Consider the following 2,170-nt stretch of genomic DNA (forward strand, 5'->3'; position numbering starts at 1 on the left):
CTGACCATTTGAAAATAAGCGGCAAAGAAAAATCACAAAAATTTTCTACTAACTTAGCTACTTTGAAACAAACAAAAAAAGCCTAACAGGCTTCTTGATAAAAACTTATATACATCCTAAAACTAAAATCATTAATTAAATAAACAAGTATAATACTTAAGTTATTAACGGTCTCTCTGTACCAATCAACAAATATCACATATGCAACTAAAATTACTAACTAATTAAACAAGTATACTGCTAGACTATTGAGCAAAATCTCCGTTTCGTTCAATAAAACTAGTATAGCACACATTGTAAACAATAGCTATTTTATATGTATAATGGACTGCAGCTTGATACAGTCAAGTTTATCAGGGTTAAATCGAAACCACTGTTACTAAATCTAAAAGCGATATAAAAAGCTAATAGCGCTAAAAATTATTTTGAAATTTTATAAACTATTTTGAAATTAGAAGCATCTAAAAAAATAACTAACCGAGCAGAATACATATGAAATGGTCTTGGGCGACAGCAAACATTGCACTGCCCTATCATAATACATCATATATCCACTTGCTATTGTACTTATAAAATAAAAACACACCTATCTAATGGGTGTGCTCTACATCAAAGAACGTGCAAGACGCTTTCCGCTTACGTCCTACGCTCTGTATACTACGTTACAATAACAGAAATAGCAAATAAAAAGATCCGATGAATAGAAATGTCTTACAAAAAATTATCTTATGATTATTTGGAGATCAAACTTCTATTCATCGGATCTTCGACACCACCGGTGTCTTCACTAAGCATACGTGTTTTCAATAAATATAGCAATAAAAAAGCCCCAGCGGGGACATTAGAGCTATAAAGAGGTGTAAAAAGGGATTTTGTATTTCAACAATGTGTGCGATTTAATATTATCTCGCTAGGGAAAAACACTTTAAGTGTTTGACCCAGCATAGACTATATCCAACACTAAAGCAAATAAAAAGCCCCAAAGGGCAATGATTTTGTTTATAAAGGATTAACTGCTGTAATAAGCACACAACTCACAGAAAGAATTAGAAAAACCCATTTGGGGTAAAACACATCTCGTGTTTGAACTAAGCATAACCTAGTTACGCTATTAAAGCAAATCAAATATCTAGCCATGTGGAACGACGTGCATTTTAACAAAATAATTCAGCCTTTTTGATATCACTTCTCTACAAATTTAAATTTTAGTGTCTATTCAGAACCTTATTCATTATCAGTATTCTGGCAGTCTACCTAAATTATCAGACTTTTTCACACTGCTTTCCGTTTTGATATAACTATCATCATCAATGATAATTTCTTTGCCACGATACCATTTAGTAGAACCAAATTTTTGATGAATTGTCTCAAATATAACTCCGGCCATCATTTTCTCAATCATGGCATCCCTTTTAATTTTGGTAGTTGTCTTTATTGAGAACTTTTGACCATCAATAGTGCGAAAAACTTCAACCTCATCAAACTGGTCATGATTATCAGTATAATGAACCTTGTAAATATAATATTTAGTCATTTTTTCTACTACTCCTTTGACTTGTTTAACTAGCTCAATCACTTCACTAGTTTAATTAAAGGTACCTTAATCATATCGTACGTTATTTTTTTTCTAAACGTACCAGCCTCTTGAGATGCATTTTTATTATTAACACCTTTCATAGCTCTAATTTCATTTACGACTGGATAAGTAATAAAATTTAATGAGTCTGCCAAATAACATAGCATTGGTGCGCAGCGAATATGATTATATACATCTTTAAAGTCGCTATCCTCATCTTTGGTTTTTAACCATTCTAACCAGTGTATTTGTTGATCTTCATAAATAATATAGTTATTGCCAATGTGAAAATTTTGCTTATCACTAAAGTACGGTAACTTGTTTGTTGAGTTTTCAAATGCTCGTATACTGAAAATCCGGACTGCTTTATTTCTAGGGCATAATCCGAGATAATCAAGTATAGGAGTTTTTTTATATTATGAAAGCTAAGCGATACTCAACAGAATTTAAGTCATCAATTGTCGCCTTGTATAACGAGGGACGTTCTGCTAATTCTCTAGCCAATGAATACCATTTGGCTGTACAAACCGTCACGGGTTGGGTGAAGAAAGCCCAAATCATTGGGACGGACGTTACTGGTAAGCCAGTGACTCG

At 32.7% G+C, this 2,170-nt stretch carries 2 protein-coding genes; one reads left to right on the top strand and one right to left on the bottom strand.

The window, feature by feature from the left end; genetic code table 11:
- Window positions 1-1,234: 1,234 nt before the first annotated feature.
- Complete coding sequence (locus BMG01_RS10310; protein ID WP_004910753.1) at window positions 1,235-1,534, bottom strand: DUF3892 domain-containing protein; 300 nt, start codon at window positions 1,532-1,534, stop codon at window positions 1,235-1,237.
- 460 nt (window positions 1,535-1,994) lie between these two features.
- Here BMG01_RS10310 and BMG01_RS10315 point away from each other — a divergent pair.
- On the top strand, window positions 1,995-2,170 hold a 176-nt coding region (locus BMG01_RS10315), incomplete at its 3' end, for a transposase (protein WP_084012020.1).

It is taken from the genome of Leuconostoc sp. BM2 (assembly GCF_002095565.1).
Classification (GTDB): domain Bacteria; phylum Bacillota; class Bacilli; order Lactobacillales; family Lactobacillaceae; genus Leuconostoc; species Leuconostoc falkenbergense.

Coding starts and splice junctions, on each gene's coding strand:
- BMG01_RS10310 (WP_004910753.1), bottom strand. CDS start 1,534: ATGACTAAATATTATATTTACAAGGTTCATTATACTGATAATCATGAC.